The following is a 26,831-nucleotide window of genomic DNA, read 5'->3' as shown; positions in this document are numbered from 1 at the left end:
TGGGGTCAACATCAGCCCTTCACGGCGCCCTGAGTCAGACCGCCCACCAATCGACGCTGAACGAGCAGGAAGAGGATAGTTGCAGGCATGGCACCGACCACAGCACCTGCAGCAAGCAATCCCCATTCGATCTGATACTCGCCAATCAACGTCTGGATCGCGACCGTCACAGGACGGACATTTCTGCCCCCCAGCGTCAACGCGTAGAGATATTCATTCCAGGCGGTGATGAAAATGTAGATCCCGGTCGAGATAATTCCCGGCATCGTCAGTGGCAGCACGACCTTTCGGAGAGCCGTTAATCGCGAACAGCCATCAGTCATTGCCGCTTCATCTAGACTTTTCGGAATTGCAGCGATGTAGCTTGTCAGCATCCAAACGGCGAATGGAATAGCGACTGTTGCGTTGGCAAGAATGAGCCCGATATGAGTGTCGAGAATTCCAATCCGGCGCATCAGAATGAAGAGCGGCAGGATTAGCAGTACCATCGGGAACATGTTGATCAGCAAGAACTGCATCATCAGGAGTTTCCGTCCAGGGAAGCGGAAACGCGAGAACGCATAGGCAGCAGTAACCGAGACAATCAAGCCGATCACCACCGTACCGCCAGCAATGATAAGGCTGTCCAGCATGTTTTTCAAAAACGAAGTCTGCTCGATCAATCGGACATAGTTGTCAATCCGCCAACCCGTGGGCGAGAGGGAGACGCCAGTGGCGGAGAGGGTGGCAGTCGGCGTGAGTGACGTCAGTATCATCCACACGAACGGTGCCATGGCGAACAGGACGATCGCGAGAACAGGCAAATCTGTTGTGACGATCCGGCGAAGCGTGTTTTTCTGCGTCATCTTTCAACCTCGCGCATGGTACGGGCGAGGTAGAGAACCACGAACGCTCCGAGAAGGATGGTGAATGTAACGGCGATCGAGGTGCCGTATCCGAAGTCGAGGTTCTGGCGCGCTTTTATGAACGCATAGAGCGGCAGCGTATAAGTCGCATAGCCGGGTCCACCTCCTGTCATCACGAAGATGACGTCCATCGAATTGGCGACCCAGATCACGCGCAGTAGTCCTGCGGTCGCAAGAACTGGTGCAATGCCCGGCAACGTTATGTGAAGGAACTGCCTCCAGGATGACGCCCCGTCGATGGACGCAGCCTCGTACTGGCTCTTCGGAATGCCCTGCAGCCCTGCCAAAATCATCACCGCGAAGAAGGGGAAGCCTTGCCATGTCAACGTCGCTATGATCGCATAGATCGCAACCTTTGGATCGGCGAGCCATGGCACTGCCGCTTGCACGACCGACAGATAGATAAGGATGTCGTTCAGCACACCTGTATTGGGATCATAAATCCAACGCCACATCAGAGCGATCACCACGCTGGGCAGAGCCCAGGGAATAATGATCAGCGCTCGCGCTAGACCACGCCAGGGAAACTCCCTGTTCAACAGCAAAGCCGTGAGAAGGCCGAGCCCCATCTGAAGTGGCACGGTCAGGCCGATCCATAACAGGGTGTTCCAGAGTGCGGCCCAGAAGACGGGATCGTTGAAGAGCTTCACATAGTTTCCGAAACCGACGAACTTGCTGGCGTTCGGTTTAAAAAGGATGAGATCGTAGAAACTCGTCCACACCGCCTGCACCATCGGCATGAAGACAATGACCAGCGTCACGACAAATGCAGGCGCAAGCAGGACATATGGAAGAAGCCGTTCCGAGCGCCAGTCGAAAGTTGCGCGGCGCCTAGGGGAAGATGTTGCTGACAAAGACATACTGCGTCCGTTTCAAGCCTTGAGGAAAGCCCCGACGCAAACGTCGGGGCACACAGATGGCAAGTGTTACTGAGTAAACAGCGTTTGAAGCTGCTCCATCATCTGCTGCGAATCGATCTGCCCTGTGAGCGCCTGCTGCATATTCGTCTGCCAAGCGCTGTTGACGAATTCGGAGACAGCCGACGTTTGCGGCAGCACTTTAGCGAAAGGAAGGGATTGGATCGTCGCGTCGACGAAACGGCGTTCATGAAGCTTCCAATTCGCCGAACCGCTCTTGGTGACCGTCATTTGGCCGGTTGCACCATTGAAAGCGACGTTATTCTCACCCTCGGCGAGAAACGAAATCCACTTCCATGCAGCGTCCTTCACCGATGAATTCGAGAAGATCGCGAGGGACTCGTCTCCGTAGGATGTCCACTGACCGTTACCACACTTTGGTACCGGCACTGCTGAAACCTTGTCACCAAGCGCCGCGACCAGATCCTTGGAGGAGCCAATGTGATGGATCGTCATCGCCGTCTTGCCGGATTTAAACGCAGCAATGATTTCCTGAAACCCGTCATTCGGGGCGGACGGTGGTATCACCTTGTCCTTCTGGAACAGGTCGATTACCCACTGATTGGCAGCGATGGCTTCTGGCTTAACAAGACCGTCAGGCTTCAGTTCTGCTCCTTGAGAAAATACAAACGCGCCCCACTGATCCCAGCCTCCTTTGCCGCCCCGTAGGCCAAACCCATAGGTGTCGGGCGCCTTTGTCAGTTTGATAGCGGCATTCCTGAACTCCTCGCAGGTCTTGGGCGGCTGCAGGCCTGCGGCTTGGAAGAGATCCGCGCGATAATACAGATAGAGAACGACATATTGGACCGGCAGGTAATATTGAGTACCGTCAGGCCCCTTGTTCAGTTCGAGTACGTTATCGAGTAGATCGGCCTTCCCTTTCCAGGCGTCAATCATAGTGCCGAGCGGCTCGAGCGCACCCATTTCAACGAGGCGTGGTTGAGCGAAAAGCTTCACCATCGCAGCGTCCGGTGCATTACCTCCCACGAGTGAGGTGTAGAGGTTGTCGTAATAGCTGTTCCACGGAACGTTCTCGGCTTGAATTGTGATGCCCGGATTAGCTGCTTCGAATTTCTTTACCAAGTCAGCCATCGGGTTGGCTGGATTATCGAAGTGGTACCAAAACCGGACCGTTTCTGCTTTTGCCTGGGACAGCGCGGCCGACGCCGCCAGTGCGACGCTGAGCGCCATTGTTTTCAGAAATTTCATGCTTTCCTCCTCCAGATTGATTTGTTTTCAGCGGCCAGCCTGCCGCCTCGCTGCATTCCCCGCTGCTGCCAACGCCTCCCGCGCGGCAGACAGTTCGGATGTATTTTGTAAGAAGCCGTGCATCACGCCTGGGATAACGGACAACTCGTCGCTGCGACCGAGCGCCTTGAGACGTTGACTCAGCAGAAGCGTGTCCGACAGCAGAGGATCGACCTCAGCCGCCATCAAATACAGCGGCGGCATTGCCGCCAGTTGCTCTTCAGTTGCGACAAGCGGACATGCCAAAGGGTCACCTTCGATGTTCTGCCCCCCGGCATAGAAGTCCCAATAACGCTGCATCTTACCGCGCGTCAGTCCAGGCCCTTCGCTGAATTGGACGTAGGATGGCGTGTCGAAAGACCATGCATAGTTTCCGTAAAAGAGCAGTCCGCCGTCCGGCAGGGGTCGTCCAGCCGCCTCTTCATGCAACATGGCTGCCAATGCAAGATTGGCACCGGCGGAGTCGCCAGCCACCAGCAACGGGCCACGCGTGACACCCGAGGCGGCCGTTGCGCTAAAGACGTGCCGGAGTGCCGACACCACGTCCTTTAGACCTGCGGGGAACGGACATTCGGGCGCCAGCCGGTAGTCCGGCAACACGACTGGCATTCCGCTTTCAATCGCAAGGGTTCGCGCACAACGCTCGTGCGTTTCCGGAGAGCAGAACGCAAAGCCTCCGCCATGTATAAACAGGATCGCGCCGTGCCCAGCACCTTTCGGCACTAGGATTTTCAAGCGACAGCGGTCAGAACCAAGCTCGAGATCCGCATCGATCCAGACTTCCGAAACACTATGCATCGGCGGCAAATTGAGATTGCAACGCGCGCTCGCGAACGCCGACTGAGCCCTCCCCTGTTCGGGCGTCAACGTCGTTGGATCTGGCAACTGACCAAGTTCGGCCAGCGTCCTTGCCATCAGAGCAACGCTCTCTGCCGACAATGCACCAGAGACTGTGTGAGCGGCGCTCACTGAACGCTCTCCGGAAATACCTCAGGACCGAAATCGACAATCGTAGCAATGTGATGATGCATCGAGGCGGTCGCCCTCCGCCCATCACCGCTTTCGATGGACTCGATGATGCTGCGGTGGCGCAGCGCTGTCGCCTTCAAATCCCGTGACATCGGACTACGCGAAATCTTGAAACGATGATTATGAACCAGGCAGCGATGAAGAATTGGATCAAGGGCCGGCAGATCGGCATCTTCGAAAATGCGACGATGAAAATCCCGGTCGATGGCTGCAAGCTCGAGTTCGTCGGCAGCGTCGGCCGCAGCCAACATTTTGCTCAACAAGTCCTCTAGGTCTTTGATCAGAGTCCGGCTCGGCGCACGCATCATCCGCGCAATACCACTCCCCTCGATCTGCTGCCGTAGCCTAAACATTTCGATCGCTTCGTCCGCGGTGCATTCGGAAACCTGAGTTCCTCGGCGGCCCTTTCGAAGCACAAGACCCTCTTCCTGCAACTGCAATAGAGCTTCGCGCACAGTGCCTTGGCTACATTGGAAGTGGGTCGCAAGATCCAGCTCGGTCAGACCCGTTCCCGGTTCCAGCACGCCGAGCATGATGTCGCGCTTTAGCGAAGCAAACGCTGCGCTGGATTTCAGGGATTTCGTGGCGGTTTGCCGGGGTGGAAAATATGTCATCCAAATGTGCCTGAGCTGTTGCGTCTCGATGAACTTATCATTATCGATATTGACATCGATAATGATCGTCAAGCACGAAGTTGCTACCTGGGAGGAAAACGTGGCCGAAATTGCGCTGAGGGGAATCCAGAAGTCTTATGGCAGTCTAAAAGTCATCCACGACATCGATATTGACATCGAGAGCAGCGAATTTCTTGTCTTGGTTGGCCCGTCCGGATGCGGAAAATCCACTCTTCTTCGAATGATTGCCGGACTGGAGGAGATTTCCGGCGGGGAGTTGCACATTGAAGGACGCACAGTGAATCTGCTCCCGCCTGCAGAACGCAATATTGCAATGGTTTTCCAGGACTACGCGCTTTATCCCCATATGAGCGTGAGAGACAACATGTCTTTCGGCCTGAAGATGCGTGGCAGTAAAGATGAGGAAATCCAGAGCCGCGTTTCCCACGCGGCTGACATCCTCAAGATCACGGAATATCTTGACCGTAGACCAGCTCAGCTTTCCGGTGGCCAACGTCAACGCGTCGCCATGGGTCGAGCAATAGTGCGTGAACCTGCCGCATTTCTCTTCGACGAGCCTTTGTCCAATCTCGACGCCGCCCTCCGTGTCGAGATGCGGCTTGAGATTGCTAAGCTCCATCATCGCATGAGGGCGACCACCATTTACGTTACCCACGATCAGGTGGAGGCGATGACATTGGCGGACCGCATCGTTGTGATGAACGCCGGCGTCATCGAACAAATCGGCAGGCCTCTAGATTTGTATCATAGACCAGCAAGCCTATTCGTCGCACGCTTCATCGGTAGCCCAACTATGAACACCCTTCCCGCAAGCCTTACTCATGGCCGACTCACGTTACTCAAAAAGTCGATCCACCTTGATGAGACGTTTGGTTACGGCGGGCTTGACAGTCAAGTCGTGGTCGGCATTCGGCCGGAAGATCTTATACAGTGTTCTGAGGAAGACGCCTGGGTGACAGGAGAGTTGCTTGTTGCAGAGCGCTTGGGCAGTCAGACGTATGGCTATGTGGAGATCGGTCACTCAAAGATGCTCTGCGCGGAGTTTCCTCGAACGAGCGACTTGAACGTTGGTGAGACGTTACATTTTCGAGCGCAAACCGAAAGCCTCCATCTTTTCGATCCGACGACGGGCCGGAGAATTACACCGGTGTGAAAGCGCCAACCAACGAAACCACATGCGGAGCTTACGTCGTAGTCAAAGCTTTCCACAATTGCTCGCATTTTAGCGATCCGATTACCGGCGTTGAAGGGTCCGATGTCGCGTGGACGTCCCAACTAGGGACAGTCAGTAGGCAGAAATCGATCCAAAGGCGCAGGCGCTTTCACCGGCGGTTCAGCAGACTACCGACCTGCAGCAGCAGACGACCTGCCGTCTTTTAGCGATGGCGGTTGAGATAGAGAAGCTGACCGAAATCCTACTTGGAGCGGAAGCGAAAACCTCCCTTAAGGCTCGGTGCAGTCTGCCTGACACCGAGCCATCGGCCTAGATGGGATTCTCGAAGACCCTGAAAGGTTCGGAGGACGTGCTTCGCGGCGCGGGCATCTTTCCCCGTGGTCAAGGCCCTGGTCGCTGCAGAGGCCAAGAAATCCTCGAGAGGATGGAGATCGACGCCCGTATCGATACAAAAGACGTCACTCTCATCAAAAAGCGCTTGGCGTCCGCGAAATTGACGCTGGCCGAAGTGTTGACTGCAGCGAACAAGAGAGCCGTCGCAGCGGCCAGCGGACGTTGTTGCTGCCCCACTCTTCGATCCGGCTTGCATGTTCTCCCATGAGCCAGACGTGGCGGACGACAACAAACCGCAGAGCAGCTTCGAAATCATCTGAAGTGACTGGTCTAATCAACCGATAGCCGTCCAAAAACGATGTCCAAGCTCGTGTTGTTTCCCTACCGAAAGAAACCTGCGCCCATAGAAAGACAGCTAGGTCGTAAGCCAAATACCCTGGACCACCGTCATCGAAATCAAAGAAAACAGCTTCTCCAGCTTCAGTGATTTTCGAATTGAAGCCGTGACAGTCTCCATGGCAATAGGTCCACGAGAGATTAGCGGAGAGCTTAATCGCAGCGCCGGTCCGTTCGGCGATCTGTTCAAGTTCGTCAAGCACAGAGGGGTCTTCTATGACGCCGCTGCTACGAATGCGCGCAAGCGGTCGATACAACAGATGTTCTAAGTCGAGCTTGTACAGCGGCGCGTTCGGAATGTATGTCTCAGCCGCGTTGTGCAGAAGAGCGAGGGTTCTTCCATTTGCATGAGCATCGCCGACGTCGCCTGCGTGAGGTTCCCGCCCATCTACAGCCTGAAAAAGCACGCCTTCTCGTCGCCCCTCCGGCGCATGGACTTGTAGGAAGAGTTCGCACCCGATGGTTGGGATTGGCGTTGCGACCGGCACGCCAAGCTTGGAGACGTGGATCAGAAAATCCGTTTCACTCTTTACATCTGCTGGCCCTCGTACGCGGTGGTGGGACAGCCGAAACACATAACGCTCACCGCTAGTCGAGCTGACTAAGTACACATCGTTCAGGCCGCGCTGGAGCAAGCGACAAGATGCTAAGCCCGCCAAGGCGTAGTTGCTTTCAATCAAGCCCTTAATGGCTTTAGCGCTCACCATCGAATAGATCGGATCAAAGTCAGTCATCTAGGTGGCGCCGTCAGATTGTAAAACCTATTGCTTTCATGACCTGTTCCAATTGCCCAAGTCCGTTGCTCAGCGGCGTCCATAATCAAATCACACGCTGGGTCCTTTGTTGCCCAGTTTGCGCCCTTATCTTCGGGATGCCTTGCCGCCATCTCCTCTGATCGGGGCTGGAAATGGATTTTCATTTGGAAAATGCGACCATGCAAGGAGTGCCTCCCCAGTTCCGTCCAACGGGCGAACGCATGCCAGCATCCTCCATATATCCGTACGCAGATAGTGCCTCTAATGCACTCTCCCCAGCGGACATGGCATAATTATCTATCATGCCGTCAGGTCGTTTCTCGAGATATTGATCTACCATACGAGCAAGCGCCGCCAGCGCTACTTCCTCTCTGTTGTCCACCCTCTAGCTTTCCACTCACTCAAATCGGCAAATCAAACACAATCGGTAGCATGATTGGAACTCCCTATCAGTGAAACGGCCTGTGAAATTCTCACGACTGCAAATTTTACGGTTGGGAGATATGAGGTGCGCCGGTGCAGTCATACGCCTGCGAGCCGGGCCTGATTTGAAGATCGGAACAGTCGATTACACGCGTGTCGTAAACGCACAGACGTTTCCGGGACTATGTGAGTTGCTCGGGAACGAAACCGCCCGTCTGGCGTCTCCATAGGCTAGCAAACAGCCCCTCGCCCTCGATCAACTCCTCTGGTTTGCCTTCTTCCACAATACGTCCCTGGTCGAGCACAACGATCCGGTCCATCCGCGCAATCGTAGAGAGGCGATGTGCGATGGCAATGACCGTTTTACCCTCCATGGCGAGGTTCAGCTTTTCCTGAATCGCGGCCTCGGATTCACTATCGAGCGCTGATGTCGCTTCGTCCAACACCAAAATCGGCGCATCCTTCAGAAGCACACGGGCAATGGCCACACGCTGGCGCTGGCCTCCCGACAGCTTGATGCCGCGATCGCCGACGAAGGCCTCGTACCCCCTCCGGCCCTCGCCGTCGGTAAGATCGGCGATGAAACCATCCGCACTTGCCATCTTCGCCACTCTCTCGATCTCCTCCTGCGTCGCATCCGGCCGGCCATACCGGATGTTGTCGCCGATAGAGCGGTGGAGCAGAGCGACATCCTGGGCTATGACGCCGATCACACCCCGAAGGCTCGTCTGCGTGACGGCGCGGATATCCTGCCCGTCCACAAGGATTGCGCCGTCCCTCACATCGTAGAAGCGCAGGAGAAGGCTTGCGAGTGTCGTCTTGCCCGCCCCCGAAAGTCCAACGAGGCCTACCTTCTCGCCGGGCCTGACCGTAAGTGACAACGAGTTTATCACCGATTTACCGGACTTGTAGGCGAAGCTGACATTCTCGAACCGTATCTCGCCTGCTTCCACCTGGAGATCGGTGGCATCCGACTGATCTGTGATGGTCGGCGGCGTCGTCATGACGGGCATGGCGTCCTTGATGGTGCCGATCGCCTGGAAGACCTGCTGGCCCACTTGCAGAAAGGTGAAGATTTGTGCCGACAGGCGCTGGAGAATGTAGACCGCGCCGACGAATTCGCCAACTGTAAGAAAGCCCTTGAGGAGACCAGAAAAACCGATCGTCAGCATGCTCACCCAGAGCAGCGTGTTGAGAATGACCACCGTCGCTTCCGAGGTGCGGTATATGCGTTGTTCTCTCTGCTGTGTCTTCACAGTCTTCAGAATGGCACGGCGGATCGCGCCGGCCTCGCTATCTTCAGCGGCGAACTGCTTGATCATCTGCATATTGGTGTAGAGGTCGGTAATAGCACCTGCCAGCAGGCTCCGCTGCTTGGCAGTCCGACGAGCGCTTTCGGCAAAGATGGGGACGATCCTCACCGCGTATGCGATATTGAGAGCTATCCAGATGACAACCGGCAGCGCGAGTTGCCATGACAGCGAACTGAGGAGGATCACAGAGCCAACCATCTGCAGCATGAAACGAGGGATGGTCTGGAATGCAGCTATGATCTGCTGTTGGACCGCGGATGCCACCTGCTGCAGTCGTGAAGCGACCTGACCGGCAAAAAGGTCGTGGAAGAACGCGAGATCCTGACGCTCAACCGCCTTGTGGCCCTGCCATTGGATAGCGGCAGGCATGCCGATGCCAAGCGTATGCGACTGGAGCGTGTTGAGCAGAAACGACGCGATCGGCATTGCCGGAAATATCAGGAAAGCAAGAAAGGCGAGAAGTGGCCACTCGCTCTGGAGGAATGCACTTGCACCATGTTGACTAACACCATCAACGACGACCGTAAGTCCCCAGACGATTGACAGATTGATGGCCTCCATGGCCATGGCTGAAAGCGCCAGGCCGATCAATACCGCACGGAACATGGATATGAAATGCAAGAGGACCGCCACTGGTCCGCTGGACGGCAGCGGCCGATAAGGAATCTCCAGTGGCTGGATCAGCTTTTCAAATGGGCGGTAGATTGCATCTGAAATTGACATGGTCGCTCGAACTCTGGTTGGAACGGAGGGCGAGGATTCAACTTCTAGAACAAAACATCTTAAGGCAGCGATCTCAACCGGAAATCAAGCCAGGGAGGACGAATAGGGCTGCTTCGCGCCATTAGCGGTCATTGAAGCTGATGCTCTTGAAGTCGGCGGTCTTGCCGTCCCAGGTGCCGGACGTAAAGGCGGTTACCGAATGCCCTGTGGGCGGACCTTCATCCAGGCGACCCGCCGTTAAGCCGAGCTTGTCGAACAGTATGATCCCAGCAGAAATCGCAGCTCCCCCATTTAGCTGCTCCAATGCGCGGAGTACCTTTAATCCGTTCGTTTCGAAAATAGATATTCCTCGAAACATAACTACCCCAATGTCGTAGAAGGCTTCGATCTCGCGAACGCGATTTCCTAGATAACGCACGATTGGCGCTTTGGTACCGCGATGTTCACTAAACGTATCAGACCGAAGGCCTCGTCTCGACCGGTCTGGTGCTCCGATATGTGTGGCGACATTCTCTGGAGTCATGCCGAATTTTATGGGCCCAATTCCCGAGAAAGAGTCGATAAGCCATGTCATATCAGTCTTCTCCATAATCAATTGAGAAATTAGAGGATTCGCAAAGTTGAGCAACCTCACTGACCGCTTCGGGCCAAAAACGACCGTTGAAATGTGGGCCGGACGGGCGCTTGATCCACTAGATCGGCCACTGATCTAAGGCAAAGATGTTCGCCTACAACGTTGAGAACTTGAACGGTAAAGTTAGAGGGGCTCTGCTTTCCAGCGCTGCACACAGCAAGACGGGGGTGATTGTTCTAGGCGGCTCCAGTGGGAGAGTTGACATCCCCAGGGCTGGATTATTTGCACAAGCCGGGGCACATGCGTTGGCGCTGCAATGGTTCGGAGGAGCCGGTCAGTCGCCAGGAATTTGCGAAATCCCGCTTGAGACTTTCATTGATGCGGCGGACCTTCTGGTGTCGAGGGGATGTGACCGTATCATTGTTGTCGGAACGTCAAAGGGCGCTGAAGCGGCCCTACTCGCATCAACCATTGATCAGCGCATCAAAGCCGTGGTTGCGATTAGTCCAACGTCGGTGGTTTGGGGCAACATCGGTGAGGGTGTTCACGGTATAGCCTGGCCCGAACGATCATCTTGGTCGTTAAAAGGTACTCCAGTAGACTTCATTCCGTCCGACCTGAGTTGGCAGAAAAACTACAGAGATGGCCTGATCTCCTATCGTTCATTTTTCGAGAAATGTCTCGCCAACGACGTCCAAACAAACAAGCGCCCAAGAATTCCAGTCGAACTGTCCGTCGCAGAGCTGATCCTTGTGGCGGGTGGCGACGATGCGCTCTGGCCATCCGACGATTTCGCTCGTGAGATCGTTCAATCGCGACAGGCGCACGGAAAGTCGGCGACACTCATTTTCGATCTAGATGCTGGTCACCGGATACTATTCCCCGGTGAGTCGACTCGACGATCCAGCCTACATTCACACGGCGGGACTGACGAAGCCGATGCGGAACTCGGGGTGAGAGCGTGGCAGATAATGGAAAAACTGTTGTAAGCTAATCGGCGTAGATGACCACGTCGGTCCAGAAGCGGTCGTTTGCAGTGGCGAAAATTGACCGCGAACTCTGTGGGCGACCGCGTAATTACCTGCGATCGCGTAAGGCAATCGCCAAGGGCAATCGCGTAGACGAAAATGCAGGCAAAGCGCCGCCGACAACACCGATTGCCATGCCCAGTAGACCTGCTGTCAGCATGACATGGCCATCCATTGTAAGCCGGAACGACAAGCTCGTATTGTTGGCGCCGATGGTACTGGCTTGCCAGCCGTTGAACACTAGCCAGGATGCGATCAGACCGATGGTGACTCCCATTGCCGCAAGCGCAACAGCCTCAACCCATGTGGCTATGAAAGCAGACAGGCGGCTGAAGCCGAGGGCACGCACAGTTGCGATTTCGACCGTCCGGTCAGACACCGAACTCATCATCGTATTGAGCGCCCCGGCCGTTGCGCCGAGCGCCATCAGCAGAGCCAGCGGCCATCCGAACAACCGAATGAGATTAGCCGTTCCGGCTGATTGCGCGGCGTAGAGATCGGCTTCGGTCACGACATTCAAAGGCGTATCGGAGATGGTTGCGAGAGCGGCTCTCAGTGTACCGATCGCATCAATCCCCTCAAGCCGCAAGCGAAGGCCCTGCACTTCGCCCTGCCGGTCGAAGGCCGCGCGAACCGCGTCGAGGTCACCCCATATTTCGGATTCGAACGCACTGCCACCGGAGGAGAATTGACCGACCACCGTCCAGTTGACGGAGCCAAGCCGCACCGATTGCCCGATCGCAAGCGCTGGAAACTCGGCGGCGATCTGCTTTCCGACGACGATCTCGCGCGCACCCAGTCCCGCAAAGCGCCCTGATGTCAATGTGATCCCATCCCTCAAGGCGGGGCCGGTCGGGTCCATGCCCCGCAGCGCCAGCATCTTTGTCTGGCCAGTCTTGTCGTCGGTCTTTTCGACGGGCACGACGATTTCCCGTGACACAATGAGGTTACCCGCTGAATCCCGTTCAGCGCCTATGTCGCCCCGCATGGCCTCAATGATGCGGATGACGCCGGCCGGCACATCGGAGCCGGCCTCCTGGTTCGTGCCGCCTCCAAGGATCACCGCCACGGTTGGTGAACCGGCGCTTTTCAACGCCGTCTCGAAGCCGGCGGCCATTGAGAGAAAGCCAGCCAGCACGCAGACGACGAGCGCAACGGAAAAGGCCATGGATGCTGCGATCGCTGAGCGACGCGGCAGGCTCAGAAGATTTGCTCTGGTCATGACGAGCACTTGCTTGAATTGCGATGACATCTTCTTATCTCGCTCTGAAGGCAGCCGTGATCGGCGTGCGCATGGCGTTTATGGCGGGTATCAGACCGGTGACGAGCCCAAGTGCGGCGACGAGTAAGGCAGCCTTGGCCAGCACCGTCGTCGAGAAGACAAGGCCGAGCGCCGGTCCGGTCATCACAGTGGCAAGCTTTGCCATGACGAGGCCGAGCGTGCCGCCGAGTGCAAACAGAAATAGTGTCTCGCCGAGGACAAGAATGAGAATGCGCTTGCGTGAGAAGCCCAGGGTTTTAAGGACACCGATTTCGAAGGTACGTTCGCGCACCGCAAACATCATTGTATTGATGACGATCATCAGCAAGGTCACGAAGGCCGCGCCAACGACCAGATTGATGATCAGCCCGACATCGGCATATTGGCGCAGGAAGCCTTCCAGAAACTGCTTTTCCGATTGTGTGCGGGTCGGTGCCGCCGAGTTGGCGAAGAGGGCATCGATACGTGCTGCTAGCGCGCCGGCGGAGGTGCCCGGCAGCGGCCGCACGATGAAGGCATCGACGGTATCGGTGCCGCGCGCACGCGCTGTATTGATGTAATCGTAATGCACCAGCATGAAATAGGTGTCGGTGCTGGCGGTCTCGCCTTCGAAAATCCCGGCGATGTCGAAACGCCAATCGCGGCTTCCGTCTTTGCGCGCGGTCTGGAAAGATGTGACCGTAATGCGCTGACCAACCGACCATCCCTGTGCCTGTGCGAGCGCACGGCCCACCAACACCCTGTCGCGCGCTGCTCCAAGAGCCGAAACCAGTTCCGGCGTCAGGCCAAGTTCCTTGCCGTTCACCTTGGCGATCAATGCCGGATTGATGGCGCTTACAGCCACCACGTTTTTTTCGACAGTCACGAAGCCGCGCATGCGCGTCATGTAAGCGACAGAAGCAACCCCGGGTTCGGAGGCGATGCGCGTCATGGCAGCCATCGGCAAGGCTTGCGTTCGCCCTGCCGCGCTCATGACACCCAAGAGATCATCACTGGCACCGGTCGTTCCCTGTGTGCCATTCAGGAAGCTTGCGGTCAGCCCGTAGATGAGGAAGGCGACTGTCACGCAAAAGATCAACAAAAGCGTTCGCAATGGCTTGCGCCACGCATTACGTCTGGCAAGGCAAAAGAAGCTCATCAAGCGGCCTCCCTCTCTTCGACGAACCGTCCCTTGTCGAGATGCAAGGTCCGGCGCGCATGACGTGCGGCCTGCGGGTCGTGGGTCACCATCACGATAGTCTTTCCCAGTTCCCGATTGAGAAAACGCAGTATCGCAAGAACGTCGTCTGCTGACTTGCGGTCGAGATCACCAGTCGGCTCGTCGCATAGCAGTAGATCGGGATCGGCCGCGATGGCGCGGGCAATGCCGACCCGTTGTTGCTGGCCGCCGGACATCAGGCCCGGATACTGTCGCTCACGCCCCGCAAGGCCGACGAGATCGAGAACCTTGCCGACGCAGATGCGACGCTCTTTTGCCGAGACAGGCTTGAGCAGGAGCGGCAGTTCGACATTCTCCGCAGCAGTTAGCATCGGTAGAAGGTTGTAGAACTGGAAGACGATGCCCATGTTGTGCGCGCGCCATGCCGAACGGGCGCTTTCGCCCATCAGGTCCAGTCTGGCGGCGCCAATAGCAATCTCGCCCGCGTCTGGGCTTTCGACGCCCGCCAGCATATTGAGCAGCGTCGATTTGCCCGATCCCGACGGTCCCATGACGGCGACGAAATCGCCTCGCGGAATATCCAGATCGAGATTGTCAAAGATCGAGATTGCCTCCCCGCCGATACGGTATCCTTTTCTGACATTGCGAAAACGAATGTAGGTAGCTTCGGCTGGCCAATCGTTCATGGCTGGGTTTCTCCGACGTAAGGTTGAGATTGTGCTTGGGGATCTGGGACAAAGAGACGGATCCGTGCGGCCATGTTGGGCCTGATGCCGGTAGGTGGACTGAGGAGTGAGAACCGGATCCCGATCGTGCCCTTTTCGGCGGACGCGACCGGCGCGATCTGCCGCATCTCCACGGCGAACGGTTGATCGGGAAAGCCGTCCAGGACAGCCTCACCGTGCAAGCCAGGTCGAAGTAGGGAGATATTGCTTTCGGCAACATCGGCGTCGATAACAATGCTGTTCAGATCCGTAAGTGTCAGAAGGCTCTGGCTTTCCCGGACGCTGTCTGCACGCGCAAGGACCGTGTCGCCCACATGGGCGTTTAGTTTCGTCACCGTTCCGGCAAAGGGCGCGCGCACTGTGAGTGAATCCACTTGCTCTTGTGCAATACGGATTGCCAGTTCAGCCCTGATGATATCGTGGCGACCCTGCTCGACGAGGTTTGCAGCGCTCTTCCAGGCTGCTTCCGCATCATCAAAATCCTTTCTGGACGTCGCACTCCGCTGATAGAGCGTCTCTACGCGATGAAAAGCCGCCGTCGTCTGTGTAAGCCTTATTTCCGTCGCGGCCAGAGCCAGATCGGCAGAGACCTTGGCCGCCTTTCCCTGTTCAAGAGCAAGCATTGCGCTCGGATCCTTCAGGATTATGAGCGGCTGGCCCAATTGGACCCGGTCCCCGAGGTCGATAACAATGTCGGTGATCTCGCCCTGATATTTAGCGTAAACAGAGGTCGATTGCGGTGCGACCACATAGCCAGAGCCGGTAATCTCGCGTGCGGCTGATGGCGACGGATCTGCACCGGCAGGCGGTTTATCACCCTCAATCGCATTTTCTTGGAGTGAGATGGAGTTGACCGTTGTGGCAGGTTCAAGCGCTCCGAAAAGAGCGGTCTTGATGTCGATCGCAGAGTTCAGGAAGATGAGGGTGACGACCGCAGGAACCATTGCGGCAGTCAGGACGCCTGCGACCCAAAGGTTCGCTTTGCGGCGTGGTTTCGGCGGATCGGTCATTGTCTCCAGGGACAGAGACTTGAGCGTTTCGGAGAGCTTTCGGTCGTGTTCGTTGAGCGTGTTCATGCCGCAAACAATGCTGGCTCCTTGGGCGCCGCTCGACCTCGAACACGTTTCAGACCGTCCTGAATCACGATTTCGGACGTGATGAAGGCGAACTTAGCCAGGATTTGCGCGGCGTGATCGCCATTGGACAGGCGTCATGTCGGTAACCCTGCGGAACTCTCGATTAAAATTGGATTTGGTCTGGAAGCCCACATCGAACATGATTTCGGTCACCGATTTTTCTGTTTCGGCCAAAAGCTGGCAAGCTGCCGCGATCCGGAACTCGTTGACATATTGCGAGACGTTCTTGCCGGTTGCCCGATTGATTGCACTCGATATTTGCCGTGCAGGGATAATGGCTTTGCGTGCCAGCCTATCAAGGTTGAGGTCAGGGTCTCGATACGAATGTTTCGTTTCCATAAGCGATTGGATCGCAGCAAGCGTCTCCTTGTCGCTCGGCTCGTCAGCGGCAGGAGCCTCGATTTCGACCTCCGAGGAATTCCGCCCCTGGACCGCGACAGCAGCCGCAATCGACAGAACGACCAGCGCAATGAGGTTGCCGATCGCCACCATGCCGGCCGCATGGCTTCCGTGCGTCCAGGAGAAATCGAGGAATACGAGCAAGTCGAGCGCCGCCGACATCAGCAAGGCCAGAGCGGCAAAGACGAGAGCCCGATAGACAGGAAGCGCACTTTCGAAAGGTGTCTTCCTCAATGCATCGGGTCCTCGGCGCATGAGATTGAGGATCGCTCCTGCGTATCCGATAAAGATTGCCGGCAGAACCACATCGATGGCATTTCGCCATCCCGCCACCGTCAACAAGGTGACGATGCCAACCGCCGGAAGGGCGTGCACGACAGTCGACCAATCAAAGGCGCGATCGTCTTTATGGACGAGTCGCACGACACCACAATAGACAAGAGGGGGAACAAAAGCGGCGCCCACGGGCGCTACATACATCACTTCGACAATATCGTACCCCCACCGTAGACCCGACAGAAATGCCTGGAAGGCGCTCAGCAGGATAAGTGCAAGGAACGGGATGTTTCGCGAACCACCGTCATTGTCTGCCCTGACCAAGCCGACGAACAGGATCACGAGGAGTATGGCGACAAAAAACGATAGCGGAAGGAAGGGCATGCGAGCCAAACGTTGAGTGTGGAAGCGAAGAGCTTTTCTTTTGCACTTTGTTGAGCCTTTGGCGACCTGAAACGCGTTTTAGGTCGCATTTCGCACCTGACTCTCAATTGAAGTGACGCAAGTTTCCCGGACTTTCGCGACGTCGCAGAATAGGCAGTTTGGCGGCGGCCGCAATGTTAAGGTGATGGCGGATAGCAGAAGTTTGATGTTGTCATAAGCAACGCAGGACAGGCGCTGTTCGGATAATGCCGGTCTCTGAAGTGATCGCTGGCGGCCCATTTTGCGCTGTTATGCCATTGCACCTGAATGATCATAACATTGAAGGCCAGCAAGCGTCACAGCCACATTGTCGCTTCCGTTTTAGGCTGCCCTTAACCTTGGCGCAGGTCTCTATCTTGTGGGACTACCTTGATTACGGTAACTTCAGGTTGTCGTTTTTGATTGACGATGTCATCAGTGAAAGACAGAGAACTCATGCAATTTCGCGGAATGAGAGCAATTTATCCAAGTGAGGATCTAGAAATCATCTTATTTCGCGGTTTCAGATGTGTATCTTACTTCTGATGACCCATGATTAAGCGATTCGCGGGATTAGTCCGCACCTAAATATACTACTTATACGCTTCTATGATCAGATGAACTGATCTAATTATCCGGTACGGATCAACAGCAAGGATAGCTGCAAAGTGAAGCATGAGCGGCCAAGCCGCGGTAAACTTCATTCAATGCAGGTTCCTACTCATGCTGTCTATTGCTGTTCCATTTGATTTTAAACGATTACGCATCCGCAGTTTTTCTCAGGTCAAAGCCCATAGTGTCGATGGTTTCACGGCAACCATACACGTCTTGCGGGTTACCGGCGCAGCCTCAATACTGACGGGCATCCTTTCGGTGCTGCCTGCAACGGCCCAATCACCATCAGAAGATTTTTTTCGTCGCCGGGAGCAGCAACAGCAGTTCCAGCGTATTGAGGAGCTGAAGCAGTCGACACCGAGCGGCAACAGCGGGCAAAGCCGTGCAGCGGGCGCAGAGCCAAACGCTGGGGGTGCATGCTTCAATATCTCTGCGGTGAAGATCGAAGGAGCGATGAAACTCTCCGCATTTTCGCTTCAACAGATCACGCGTGGCTATGAACACCGGTGCATTGGCGTTGGAGATATCACGGCACTCCTGAAAGCCGTCACTGACCTTTATCTCGACAAGGGGTTCGTCACGTCGCGGGCCTACGTTCCCCCGCAAGACATCGCCGGAACACGGCTGCTCCGCCTCGTCGTCGTCGAAGGCACGATCTCGGACATCTACATCAACGGCAAGAGGACTGAGGGAAGCGCGTCTCTCGCCACGGCCTTTCCGGGTGTAAAGGGAGACGTCGCCAACATTCGCGACATCGAGCAGGGATTGGAGCAGATCAACCGCCTGCACTCCAACGACGCCAAGACGTCGATGCTGCCAGGCAATGACGATGGCACATCCATTCTCAACGTCGAGAACAAGCCTGGGAGGCGGTGGAATGTCAGCCTGTCCAACAGCAACTTGGGCCAGGAGACAACTGGCTATTCGCAAACCAACGTCACGCTCGGCTTCGATGACGTAGTGGGCCTCAACGACCTCTGGGGCTTCTCTTACGGACGAACGGGTCCGGACTATCCGTGGGGTGGCGATGGTCTCGGACACAGTAGCAGCTATTCCGTAAATGCGAGCGTTCCCTACGGCTATTGGACCTACTCGGCGAATGGCTCCTGGTACACATATGACAGTTCGATCCCTGGCAACTTCGGGGCAATCAACACGTCCGGCGACTCCGGACAGATCGGCTTCAACGTCGATCGTGTGGTCCTTCGCGACAAGGATTCGATCACGACGCTGAGGGGTGGCTTCAGCTACAAGCAGACCAATAACTTTCTGTTGGGCAGTCGCATCGAGGTCGGAAGTCGCCGATACACGATCGGCACTTTAGGCCTGTCCCGATCACAAAGGGCGCTTGGCGGCGTCATCGCTCTCGATTTTGCCGTCGATCAAGGCCTGGATGTCTTCGGCGCAGTGGATGCGGGAGCGCCCGCAGCCGGCACGGCCGATCCCCGCTTCACGCGCTTCACCACCACCAGCAGCATAAGCAGGCCCTTTGAAGCGGCCGGTCACCAATTCGAGGTTACTACGCTGCTGAATGCCCAATACTCGCCGGACAACATGTTCGGAGGCGAGCAGATGGGGCTTGGTGGCTCCAGCAATGTCCGAGGCCTACGCGAAGGCGTCATCTTCGGCAACAATGGCTTCTTCAACCGCAATGAACTGGTCTGGCGAACGACGCCTTGGGAAGGCACAAGCGCAGCGCCGATACTGGGAGAACTGCGCCCCTATGTCGGTCTGGATTACGGCCACGTCTTTTCGCAGCAGCGCTTTGATATCTCCGCCGGCGATCTCGCGAGTTGGACTGTAGGCGCCAGGCTTGTTGGTGGAACCCTCAGCGCCGACGTCGGCTACTCGCAGGTATTTTCAAGCAGCGTCAGCAACGGGCGCGGACATCTCTTTTTCGCCAGCGTGACAGCACGCTGGTAACACTCAGAGGCCAATTTCATGAACATATCTCTTTTCCAAACCGCCAGATTGATATCGGTTTCAGTGGTGATCGCAGCAGCCGTCGTCATTTCAGGTTGCGGTGGCCGCGCCGCTCATCCTGTCGCTTCGACCAATCCCACCGACAGCGCATTCGATTGCGCGGGCATCAAGCGCGAGTTCGAGGCCAATGAACGGCAGATACTCGCGACGGTGAAAGAACGCGCCGACGCACAGGGCAAGAACGTGATCCTCGGCGCCACCGGCGTTCTCCTTTTCTTCCCGGCCCTGTTCTTCATGGATCCGAAATCGCCTGAGAAGTTGGAGATCGATGCTCTGCGAAACCGCAATCAGGTCCTGGCAGAGATCGCCAAAACCAAGCGCTGCCCAGTGCCACAGTCTAAGCTGACCGAAGTCTACAAGAAGCTCGACAGCAAGCCATCCCGTTCCGAGACAGGCAGAAACGACCGTTAATCCATCCACCTCCTGAGTAAGAGGCGAATAGTAATGCGACCACAGTTCATGCGTATGGCGCAACAAGTAGCTGAAAGAAATCTCCGCGGTAGCCGAGTGCTCATCAGGAAAGCAGTTGCTACCCTTCTGAGCTCGGTTCTGGTTCTTCAACCTGTTCTCCTGCACGCGCAGAGCATCACGCCGGAAGCTGGTGGGTCACCATCCTATCGTCCTAACATAGGGGCTGCGCCAAACGGCGTACCGCTCATCGATATCGTTGGCCCGAACAGCCAAGGTCTGTCGCACAACAAATACGGCAACTTCAACGTCGGAACGCCCGGCGTTATCCTGAACAACTTCGACGGCGAGGTAGGCACGTCAAAGCTCGGAGGTGCTACTCCCGGCAACCCCAATCTGACGGGCAAGGGTTCGGCGACCGTCATCCTTAACGAAGTGACATCCCAGAATCGCACCGCGTTGAACGGACCGACGGAAGTCTTTGGTGGTCGGGCCGATGTTATAATCGCCAATCCCAACGGGATTACCTGCGATGGCTGCGGTTTCATCAACACCCCTCGCGCGACACTGACGACCGGTGCGCCTGATATTGGAGCCGATGGCAGCCTCAACGGCTTCCGCGTCAGCAATGGAGACGTCACCTTTGGACGCAACGGGGCGAACTTCGCCTCGGGCGATGGCTCTGTCGATCTGTTCGACGTGGTGTCACGCACGATCCAGATCGACGGCACGGTATACGGCCACGAACTTCGCCTGACCGCAGGTCAGAGCAAATTCGACTACGCTACCGGCGAAGCGACTGCGCTTGATCCTAATGCCGGAGGTCCGGAATTTGCGATCGACGGTTCGGCCCTCGGCGCCATGCAGGCCGGCCGGATCAAGATGGTTGTCACAGACAAGGGCGCTGGCGTGCGCATGCGCGGCGACATGGCTGCGAACACCGGCGAACTGACCCTTTCGGCTGACGGGAAGATTTCGATCGGCAAGGCCTCCGGCAAGGGCGTCAACGTATCGTCAGGCCAAAAGGTGTCTGTCGCTCGGGTCACCTCCGGCAAGGCAGCTTCGCTGAAGGGAAAGAAGGGCGTAGCGGTTGATACGATAGATGCAGACGAAGGCATTCTTATCGATGGTGGCATCGGTTTTGTCGATGCGACTGGCATGTTGTCCTCCGGCTCTGATATCGAGATTCGCGCTGACGGAACGCTCCAGATCCAAAAAGCGGCCGCCTCCGGACCGATGACGTTTCTGTCGCGTGCCGGGGCCATCAGCGTCTCGGACACGATCACCTCTGGTGCGGCGCTTTCATTGAGTGCATCGTCAGGCTCCGTCAGCGGCACCAACCTTCTCTCCAAAGGCGACATCGCCCTCCTTTCCGGCCTTGACCTCGGCTTCTCTGGCCTCGTTCGCTCCGAAGGTAACGTTCAAGCGACGGCTGGCACTAGCATCCAGTATAACGGACTGGAAGCAAACGGAAACGTAGCGCTATCAACGCTCGCAGGTGTCATCAGCCTGGACAAGCGAACCGCTGCTGGCGGCGATCTTCGAATCCAGCAGAAGAACATCGATCTTTCAGCAAACCGAGCCGATCTTGCCGCCTCGGGTACGCTCTTCCTCGGGGCCGACACCATCAACCTCGCCAATAGTACCATGACATTTGGCGGGTTTGATCTGGCATCGACTTACGCAACCGACTTGACAGGCACCCAGCTTAACGCAGTCGTCTCGGGTGGCTCAGGTACTGGAAACGTTTCTGTATCGGCCAACAGCGTCGTGATGAATTCAGCGACCAAACTGCTGGCGGCAAACGATCTGACACTGACCGTCCCGGAAATCCAGAACAGCGGGCAACTGGCAGCGGGTGGCGGTATCAGGATCAATGCGAGCGGCAACCTGACGAACAGAGCTACGGGTTTAATTTACGCTGGTGACGATGCGGCACTGTATATTGGCGGTGTTCTCGCGAATGAAGAAGGGGCGATCATCTCGCGAGGCGACCTTACAATCGCTGGCGACAGTAACGGCACTCGCACTACCAAGGTCATCAACCGCTCCGGCTTGATATCGGCAGAGAATGACTTTGCGATTCTTACTTCAAATCTCATCAATGAGAGGGCCACTGCTCCTACCTATAGCACGATCAGAATATCGAGTGCGGTGGATTCTGCCTACAATACGTATTCTGTCGGAGCCTACGGAGGATCCGGACCCTTTATACAGCACAACCAAACGAAGTATGGTATCGGCTTCGCGTCGCCACACGTCTATCGCGAGGTCTCGGAGGACCGTCTCACTTCAGCGGGAAGCGCCGAGTCGCTTATAAAGGCTGGAGGTAATCTTGCGATCGATACGATCGATTTGAGCAACTCCTACAGCAGTATCGAGGCAGGTACAGGGATAAAACTGACCGGCCTTGGCACGATGACAAATGCGGGTGTGCAGTTACAGCGAACTTCAACAGTCACTTGCAACGACGGCGGAGGATGCGGTCACTATACACCGATCTACTACCGCTGGGAAGAAACGCGCCCGCGTGGAGGGGACAGTAGCGACGTTAAGACCGTCGGTCACAGCTTTGCTACAAATCCATTCGGAATTCGCGACCCATCCAAAGACATCGGGCCTGGCCGTACAATACAGAGCGCCGAATCTATAGGCGGTGTCCCTGCTACAATCCGTTCGGGCGGCGCACTCGATATTGAGGGATTTGCGACCGTCAACAATTCCGCTATGGCGGGCTCTATAGCCGACCATATCGTCGTTGGCGTGTTTACTCCGTCGACAGATCCCACTTCGGTGCTGAACAACCTAACCGCGGCGGGCGCCCTCTTCACACTCGGTACAATTCCAACACCGCAGTCAGGCGGGTTTGGCGGAACCATACCTGAACAGAGTTTCCTCTATGAGACACGCGCCGCCTTCGTCGACGTCTCGAAATTCTATGGCTCCAGCTACTTCCTCAACCGTATAGGCTATCAGCCGGATCGCAAAGTTACCTTCCTTGGCGATGCCTACTTCGAGAACCAGTACATCGAGCAGCAGCACAGGCTGGCGACTGGCTCCGGCTTCACAGGCCGTGACTCCGTCTCCGAAATCAAACAGCTTCTCGACAATGGCGCCTCTTATCTCAGCAATCGCCCCCGCACCTTCGGCGAGCCGTTGACGGCAGAAGAGATCGCTCAGTTGACGCAGCCGATCGTGATCTACGTCCGGCAGACGGTAAACGGCGCGGAGGTTCTGGCTCCCGTCCTTTATCTTGCCTCGAACGCTGACCGGCAGTCTACCGCAGCAGGCGCCTCGATCGCTGGCAATCAAGTTTCGGTAGACGCCGGGCTGTTCGCCAACTCCGGAATGGTCGCATCGAACCAGAACCTCGCAGTCGCCGCTTCATCCGTCTCATCGGTCAGCGGCACATTTGCGTCCGGCGGCAACATGTCGATCAGAGGCACGGACTCCGTCCTGCTTGCCAACGCCAAGGTGAACGCCAGCGGCAACCTTGGCCTCACGTCGAATGGCGACATCAACATCTCCGCGGCCGAACGCACGACGACGACAGTGTTCGGCGGTAAGCGCAGCAGCACGACGGTGGTGAGAAAAACCAGCCTCGGATCCGAGGTCTCGGCTGGCGGCTCGGTGATGGCGCAGGCGGGTGGAAACTTGAATGTTCTCGGCAGCGACATCAATGCGGGCGGAACAGTTGGTTTGAAGGCGGCGGGTGACATCACCATCGCCGAGGCTCAAAACTTGACGACCATCGATTCCGTATCGAGGAAGAAAGGTGGCCTGTTCGGGGGGAAGAAGGAGAGCAAGAGCCATTCTGAAACCTCCACCACCGTTAGCTCATCTATCATGGGCGACAAGGGTATCTCAATTGAATCCGGCTCTGATACCTCCATTTCCGCATCAAACCTTGTCGCCGGCACAGACAAGGAGAAGGCCGACATCAACGTCAAAGCAGGTGGCGACATCGTCGTTGCCTCGGGCAAGGACACGGCTTACTATAACGAGAGCTCTTCGAGCAAGGGCCTCTTCTCGAAGAAGAGTTCCAGCCAGCAGCGTTACGATGAAGACACCGCTGCATCGCAGCTCATTGCCTCCGGCAACATCAATCTAAAGGCGGATGGCAACGCCGTTATCTCTGGATCCGATGTCAGCGCCGGGGAGAAGGTCAGCATCGAGGGCGATAGCGTTGCGTTGCTCGGTTCGCAGGAGCAGCACGCGTCTGCGAGCAGCAGGAAGAAGTCGGGCCTATTCGGCGGCTCGGGTGGCGGGTTCTTCTCGCTCTGGGGCAAGAACGAAAAGGAACAAAGTCAGGCGTCCGAACTCAACAGTGGGACCTGGGTGTCAGGCGGAACCGATGTAACACTCAAAGCTAGGAACACCGACGTCAACGTGATCGGCTCTTCGATTATGACGGGTCGCGACTTGACGCTCGAAGCTGCACGCGATGTCAATGTGACGCGGGGTGCTGAAAGCAGCGCATCGTTTGAAAAAGAACGGCGCTCCGGGTTTGGTATCCAGGTGAAGTCCGGTAGCGGCAGCGCGACTGTTGGAATTGGATACGGCAAATCTTTAGATCAGACCCAGCAATCGTCCGAAACCAACGCTCAGTCCGTCCTGCTCGCCGGGCGGGATCTGACCATATCGTCTGGCAGAGACGCCAACCTGCAGGCTGCTCACGTTTCGGGTGACCGAGACGTGTCCATCATTGCCCAGCGCGACGTCAATTTGCTGTCGGCGCAGGACAAGTCGAACTATGAGCATCTCCACGAAGAGCTCTTCGCCGGTATCAGTGTTTCTGTTTCAACATCGATAGTAAATGCAGCGACAAGCGTGCGCGGCGCAGCTCAGAAACTCACCACCATCAATGACGGGTACTCAGCCGCCAACGCTGCTTTCGCTTCGCTTAAAGCGTACGACGCGCTCAATAACATTGCCAAAGGCGGCAATCTCGCTTCGGCGTCGCTAACGGTCGGATTCAGCTACGAGAAACAAAAGGAAGCTCTGAGTACCTCCGTCCCCGTTCCGACTGAAGTACGCGCTGGCCAATCGATCATGATCGCGGCTTCCGAAAACTTGACGGGTCATGCCGCCCAGATATCGGCCGGCTACGACGCAAACGGAAACGTTGCGCTATCCAGTGACGAGAAGGCAGGCGACATTACGCTGAAGGCTGGCAAGAACATTGTGCTCGAGAGTGCTCAAGCAAATAACAGCTCCTTCAGCAGCACCACCTCGGTCGGGGCCAGTTTCGGTCTTTCCGCCGGCGTAGGAATCCAGGGCGTTACCGCGGGACTGACAGGAGGAGCGAACATATCCGCGGGTAGGTCCAACGCCAACGGAACGAGCCAGTTTAACAGTCATGTAAACGGAACGGGCGACATAACACTCACGTCGGGCGAGGATACCCGCCTCGCAGGTGCTGTAGTCTCGGGCGATACCGTTACCGCAAGGGTCGGTGGCGATCTCACGATTGCCTCCGTTCCAGACACTGGAGAAAGTGCAAACAGTTCCGCTTCCGCGGGCTTCAGTCTTGGCGGTGGCCAGCTTCTGTCTGGCATACAGATTGGTGGCGGAAAAGGATCGGGTAAAACCAACTGGATTGGAGAGCAGTCTGGCCTCGTCGCGAGCGGGAAGATGGACGTGACAGTCGGGGACAACACCGATCTGGTCGCTGGAAAGATCATTTCTGAGAGCGGTGAGCTAACTCTAAATACCAGCACTCTCACTCACGACGACTTTGAAGGCAGTAAGAAGTTTGAAGGCTTCAACATCGACCTCGGGGTTGATCTGTCGGGTGCCAGAGACGCCAAGGGCAACTCCACTGCTAACCACACATTGGAAGGCTCCTATAAACTCGACGACACCCGCCAAACGGTACGCGCGACCGTAGGACTAGGAGACGTTGTGGTCCGCGATCAGGAGGAGCAGGCGTCACTTGAGCAGGACGGCAATTCTACCCGAGCGCTGAACGACCTCAACCGTGATCCTGGCAAGGCCTACGAAATCACGAAAGATAAGCATGTCGATCTCGATGTCTATCTGTCGACCAATAGTCTGAAGGCCGCGCTTGAGGCGGGCAAGACCATCACTGAAGCGTTGGGTGATGCTTTGGATCGCATGGTTCTGGACGGAAGACGGACACCCGGACAGGCAGCGCTCTCAAAAGAAATATTCCCCTTTCTAGATGATCCTAAGGTTCAGGCGCAACTCGAGGCGTGCGGCCGGCAAGGAGCTGCTGATTTCAGCATATTCGACTGGCTAGTGACGCCCGCACACGCTCAATCTGTCTGTGCAGTGACGCTTCCAAGCGGTGAGGTGAAATACTTCACGGCAACACAAGCCTTGGACTGCCTCACGGATTATCGGCAGATGACTGGCATAGTGCGCGCCATCATAGGTTCCACTGGAGCAGCAGTTGCAGGTTTGGCTGGTGTCTTCCTGCTGGCTTCAACAACCCGTACCGGTGAAGAGATTAATCAAAAGCTCACAGGGAGAGACGGAACTACAGTTCTCGTTACAGGTAACGGCGATCAGCCAGGGCGGCAGATACTAGTCACCTATCCCGACGGGATGAAAGCAAGCCTCACTGTCGAAGTCTATGACGACGGCGGCGCTGTTTTCCTAATCGGTGGTAAGATTGGCAATCAGACCATGACGCCAAGCATGCTTAGTGATATGCGGAAGATGCTTTTAAGTGCGGGCATGCCGAACGTTGTTTTAAGTAAAAGCGAAGAGCCACCATCTCAACCGGCGCAACTTCCCGGTGATTTGCTGGGGAGTAACGGCAAACCAGCCGGAAAGCGGATTAACACGGATCTCCCCGGAATCAACCCGACGCCGGATGAATTGTTCGACAAGCTAACTGGGGGAAAGAGTAAGACCTTGCCCGATGGCACGAAAGTCGGGGATAACGGCGTTCGAATCCGTTTTCCGAAAGGAACGGGGCCACGAATTGATATTCCGGAAAACGGTAGTAAGCCACATGAGACTATTCACTTTCCGAGCAGGTCTTAG

18 protein-coding genes are annotated in these 26,831 nt (G+C 56.4%); 5 read left to right on the top strand and 13 right to left on the bottom strand.

The window, feature by feature from the left end; genetic code table 11:
* Nucleotides 1-11 precede the first annotated feature (11 nt).
* From ACTJK5_RS17940 to ACTJK5_RS17920, 5 genes are all read right to left on the bottom strand, one after another.
* Nucleotides 12-845, bottom strand: coding sequence for a carbohydrate ABC transporter permease (locus ACTJK5_RS17940; RefSeq protein ID WP_112956406.1), 834 nt, complete (start codon nt 843-845; stop codon nt 12-14).
* On the bottom strand, nt 842-1,765 hold the full coding sequence (locus ACTJK5_RS17935) for a carbohydrate ABC transporter permease (protein ID WP_111851089.1): 924 nt from the start codon (nt 1,763-1,765) through the stop codon (nt 842-844). The genes ACTJK5_RS17940 and ACTJK5_RS17935 overlap by 4 nt, the downstream gene beginning before the upstream one ends.
* Before the next feature lie 66 nt (nt 1,766-1,831).
* Nucleotides 1,832-3,031 carry an ABC transporter substrate-binding protein gene (locus ACTJK5_RS17930; protein WP_162723162.1) on the bottom strand — a complete coding sequence of 400 codons (1,200 nt, stop codon included), beginning with the start codon at nt 3,029-3,031 and terminating at the stop codon, nt 1,832-1,834.
* A gap of 27 nt (nt 3,032-3,058) precedes the next feature.
* A complete protein-coding gene (locus ACTJK5_RS17925) occupies nt 3,059-4,039 on the bottom strand; it encodes an alpha/beta hydrolase (RefSeq protein ID WP_113178993.1) in 981 nt (326 codons plus the stop codon).
* Complete coding sequence (locus ACTJK5_RS17920) at nt 4,036-4,785, bottom strand: GntR family transcriptional regulator (protein WP_440612934.1); 750 nt, start codon at nt 4,783-4,785, stop codon at nt 4,036-4,038. The genes ACTJK5_RS17925 and ACTJK5_RS17920 overlap by 4 nt, the downstream gene beginning before the upstream one ends.
* Here ACTJK5_RS17920 and ACTJK5_RS17915 point away from each other — a divergent pair.
* Nucleotides 4,775-5,887, top strand: a complete 1,113-nt coding sequence (locus ACTJK5_RS17915; RefSeq protein ID WP_440612933.1) for an ABC transporter ATP-binding protein — start codon at nt 4,775-4,777, stop codon at nt 5,885-5,887. The genes ACTJK5_RS17920 and ACTJK5_RS17915 overlap by 11 nt on opposite strands.
* 488 nt (nt 5,888-6,375) lie before the next feature.
* Here ACTJK5_RS17915 and ACTJK5_RS17910 read toward each other — a convergent pair whose 3' ends face one another.
* The 3 genes from ACTJK5_RS17910 to ACTJK5_RS17900 form a co-directional block, all read right to left on the bottom strand.
* A complete protein-coding gene (locus ACTJK5_RS17910; RefSeq protein WP_113178995.1) occupies nt 6,376-7,371 on the bottom strand; it encodes a phosphotransferase in 996 nt (331 codons plus the stop codon).
* Between the two features lie 626 nt (nt 7,372-7,997).
* Nucleotides 7,998-9,851 carry an ABC transporter ATP-binding protein gene (locus ACTJK5_RS17905; protein WP_440612932.1) on the bottom strand — a complete coding sequence of 618 codons (1,854 nt, stop codon included), beginning with the start codon at nt 9,849-9,851 and terminating at the stop codon, nt 7,998-8,000.
* A gap of 121 nt (nt 9,852-9,972) precedes the next feature.
* A complete protein-coding gene (locus ACTJK5_RS17900) occupies nt 9,973-10,425 on the bottom strand; it encodes a hypothetical protein (protein ID WP_440612931.1) in 453 nt (150 codons plus the stop codon).
* 146 nt (nt 10,426-10,571) lie between these two features.
* On the opposite strand from ACTJK5_RS17900, the gene ACTJK5_RS17895 reads away from it, so the two are divergent.
* Nucleotides 10,572-11,414, top strand: a complete 843-nt coding sequence (locus ACTJK5_RS17895) for an acyl-CoA thioester hydrolase/BAAT C-terminal domain-containing protein (protein ID WP_440612930.1) — start codon at nt 10,572-10,574, stop codon at nt 11,412-11,414.
* Nucleotides 11,415-11,502: 88 nt separating this feature from the next.
* Here ACTJK5_RS17895 and ACTJK5_RS17890 read toward each other — a convergent pair whose 3' ends face one another.
* The 5 genes from ACTJK5_RS17890 to ACTJK5_RS17870 all read right to left on the bottom strand — a co-directional run bounded on the left by ACTJK5_RS17890 (nt 11,503) and on the right by ACTJK5_RS17870 (nt 16,793).
* Complete coding sequence (locus ACTJK5_RS17890) at nt 11,503-12,705, bottom strand: ABC transporter permease (protein ID WP_113179000.1); 1,203 nt, start codon at nt 12,703-12,705, stop codon at nt 11,503-11,505.
* Nucleotides 12,706-12,709: 4 nt separating this feature from the next.
* The gene (locus ACTJK5_RS17885; protein ID WP_440612929.1) at nt 12,710-13,852 is read right to left on the bottom strand and encodes an ABC transporter permease; all 1,143 of its coding nucleotides are present in this window, start codon (nt 13,850-13,852) and stop codon (nt 12,710-12,712) included.
* Entirely contained in the window at nt 13,852-14,559 is a 708-nt protein-coding gene (locus tag ACTJK5_RS17880; protein ID WP_440612928.1) for an ABC transporter ATP-binding protein, read from the bottom strand. The genes ACTJK5_RS17885 and ACTJK5_RS17880 overlap by 1 nt, the downstream gene beginning before the upstream one ends.
* The gene (locus tag ACTJK5_RS17875) at nt 14,556-15,674 is read right to left on the bottom strand and encodes an efflux RND transporter periplasmic adaptor subunit (protein ID WP_113179003.1); all 1,119 of its coding nucleotides are present in this window, start codon (nt 15,672-15,674) and stop codon (nt 14,556-14,558) included. The genes ACTJK5_RS17880 and ACTJK5_RS17875 overlap by 4 nt, the downstream gene beginning before the upstream one ends.
* Before the next feature lie 93 nt (nt 15,675-15,767).
* Nucleotides 15,768-16,793, bottom strand: a complete 1,026-nt coding sequence (locus ACTJK5_RS17870) for a helix-turn-helix domain-containing protein (RefSeq protein ID WP_113179004.1) — start codon at nt 16,791-16,793, stop codon at nt 15,768-15,770.
* A gap of 741 nt (nt 16,794-17,534) precedes the next feature.
* Between ACTJK5_RS17870 and ACTJK5_RS17865 the strand changes: the two genes are divergently transcribed.
* From ACTJK5_RS17865 to ACTJK5_RS17855, 3 genes are read left to right on the top strand one after another with little or no spacing between them, the layout of a single operon-like run.
* On the top strand, nt 17,535-19,349 hold the full coding sequence (locus ACTJK5_RS17865) for a ShlB/FhaC/HecB family hemolysin secretion/activation protein (RefSeq protein WP_440612927.1): 1,815 nt from the start codon (nt 17,535-17,537) through the stop codon (nt 19,347-19,349).
* A gap of 18 nt (nt 19,350-19,367) precedes the next feature.
* A complete protein-coding gene (locus ACTJK5_RS17860) occupies nt 19,368-19,820 on the top strand; it encodes a hypothetical protein (protein WP_113179006.1) in 453 nt (150 codons plus the stop codon).
* 33 nt (nt 19,821-19,853) lie between these two features.
* Nucleotides 19,854-26,831, top strand: a complete 6,978-nt coding sequence (locus ACTJK5_RS17855; protein WP_113179007.1) for a hemagglutinin repeat-containing protein — start codon at nt 19,854-19,856, stop codon at nt 26,829-26,831.

The organism is Agrobacterium sp. 22094, assembly GCF_052046015.1.
Lineage (GTDB): Bacteria > Pseudomonadota > Alphaproteobacteria > Rhizobiales > Rhizobiaceae > Agrobacterium > Agrobacterium cavarae.
This window is presented reverse-complemented; position numbering and strand designations above follow the sequence as displayed.

Excerpts from the sequence above, each read along its gene's own strand:
- ACTJK5_RS17940 (WP_112956406.1), bottom strand. The coding sequence starts at position 845 with ATGACGCAGAAAAACACGCTTCGCCGGATCGTCACAACAGATTTGCCT.
- ACTJK5_RS17935 (WP_111851089.1), bottom strand. The coding sequence starts at position 1,765 with ATGTCTTTGTCAGCAACATCTTCCCCTAGGCGCCGCGCAACTTTCGAC.
- ACTJK5_RS17930 (WP_162723162.1), bottom strand. The coding sequence starts at position 3,031 with ATGAAATTTCTGAAAACAATGGCGCTCAGCGTCGCACTGGCGGCGTCG.
- ACTJK5_RS17915 (WP_440612933.1), top strand. The coding sequence starts at position 4,775 with ATGATCGTCAAGCACGAAGTTGCTACCTGGGAGGAAAACGTGGCCGAA.
- ACTJK5_RS17910 (WP_113178995.1), bottom strand. The coding sequence starts at position 7,371 with ATGACTGACTTTGATCCGATCTATTCGATGGTGAGCGCTAAAGCCATT.
- ACTJK5_RS17905 (WP_440612932.1), bottom strand. The coding sequence starts at position 9,851 with ATGTCAATTTCAGATGCAATCTACCGCCCATTTGAAAAGCTGATCCAG.
- ACTJK5_RS17900 (WP_440612931.1), bottom strand. The coding sequence starts at position 10,425 with ATGACATGGCTTATCGACTCTTTCTCGGGAATTGGGCCCATAAAATTC.
- ACTJK5_RS17895 (WP_440612930.1), top strand. The coding sequence starts at position 10,572 with ATGTTCGCCTACAACGTTGAGAACTTGAACGGTAAAGTTAGAGGGGCT.
- ACTJK5_RS17890 (WP_113179000.1), bottom strand. The coding sequence starts at position 12,705 with ATGTCATCGCAATTCAAGCAAGTGCTCGTCATGACCAGAGCAAATCTT.
- ACTJK5_RS17885 (WP_440612929.1), bottom strand. The coding sequence starts at position 13,852 with ATGAGCTTCTTTTGCCTTGCCAGACGTAATGCGTGGCGCAAGCCATTG.
- ACTJK5_RS17880 (WP_440612928.1), bottom strand. The coding sequence starts at position 14,559 with ATGAACGATTGGCCAGCCGAAGCTACCTACATTCGTTTTCGCAATGTC.
- ACTJK5_RS17875 (WP_113179003.1), bottom strand. The coding sequence starts at position 15,674 with ATGAACACGCTCAACGAACACGACCGAAAGCTCTCCGAAACGCTCAAG.
- ACTJK5_RS17870 (WP_113179004.1), bottom strand. The coding sequence starts at position 16,793 with ATGCCCTTCCTTCCGCTATCGTTTTTTGTCGCCATACTCCTCGTGATC.
- ACTJK5_RS17865 (WP_440612927.1), top strand. The coding sequence starts at position 17,535 with ATGCTGTCTATTGCTGTTCCATTTGATTTTAAACGATTACGCATCCGC.
- ACTJK5_RS17860 (WP_113179006.1), top strand. The coding sequence starts at position 19,368 with ATGAACATATCTCTTTTCCAAACCGCCAGATTGATATCGGTTTCAGTG.
- ACTJK5_RS17855 (WP_113179007.1), top strand. The coding sequence starts at position 19,854 with ATGCGACCACAGTTCATGCGTATGGCGCAACAAGTAGCTGAAAGAAAT.